At 61.7% G+C, this 996-nt stretch carries 1 protein-coding gene; it reads left to right on the forward strand.

Translation table 11 applies throughout. From position 1 onward, the window contains the following. Nucleotides 1-721 precede the first annotated feature (721 nt). On the forward strand, nucleotides 722-955 hold the full coding sequence (locus LRG07_RS13700; RefSeq protein WP_201243125.1) for a hypothetical protein: 234 nt from the start codon (nucleotides 722-724) through the stop codon (nucleotides 953-955). Nucleotides 956-996 lie beyond the last annotated feature (41 nt).

Raw genomic sequence — 996 nt, forward strand, 5'->3', positions numbered from 1 at the left:
CCAACACGGAGGTAGAAGGGTCGTTTATCATGACTGGAGGTGAATCCGGCGGCGCCAGGAGCTCCGTACGGCGTTTTCGCGCGTGACCCTAACCAGCTTCCCTGCGCCCACCCCGGAACGCGTCCCACAGGGGCGCTACGGCGCTCTCAGGTGCCTCCGTGGGCCGAGTGCTCGGTGGAATCTGTCAAGCGCCTTGCTCACGGCTGCGGTCATTACCGCGAGGCGCATGGTTTTATACCTGCCTCCGCAGAGATGGTTGCAGATCTTGTGATGTTTTACTGAAGGAACGACGATGACCTGTCACGCAGCGGGATGTGCGCGTGAAGTAGCGGGTGGCTGGACAAGGTATTGCGCTGCCCACAAGAGCCGCCTCCGGCGTCACGGTCACCCAGACCAGGCGGCTATCCGCAAACAAGACCTCAAGCACCTCATTGAATTCATACAAGGCTATCGAGATCGCAATCCCTCCAGCCCCGCGTGGACACTGCTGGAGCAACGTTGGCGAGACCTGCAAGAAGACTGCGCCTCCTATGAGGGTGCATTCCGCCAAGGCCGCTCTATCCAGCGCCACCGCCTTTTAGCGGCTCAGGAGATACTACGGGTCGCAGCTGCGGCATCGCCCGGATCAGTGATCGACACGGTGCTAGCGATGGTTCTCCTGCGAGAAGGTGACCCACAGCGGTTCCGGTCTGATGCCGCATTCCTCTTCCAGGTCGCACGTATGGCTCGCGCCAATTCCAGCCTCAGCGTGGGCACCCGTTACGACCACCACTCCCGGCGCGTACGCCGCGTCTACCGTGAGCTGCCTCCCAGGGCCACCGCACTGCTTGGCCGATGGATGGTAGAAGCCTTCGGAGCCGCAGGGGTCCAGCTCCACGACAAGCGTGTAGAACTCCTCTCCAGAGAACGGGAAACCGCTCTGGCCCTCAACAACGCCATCAAGGAACTCAGCTGACATGCGCGATGCGCTGACGAGCCTCGCAACTCACAGCAGTC

Source organism: Halorhodospira sp. 9622, assembly GCF_022228025.1.
Lineage (GTDB): Bacteria > Pseudomonadota > Gammaproteobacteria > Nitrococcales > Halorhodospiraceae > Halorhodospira > Halorhodospira halophila_A.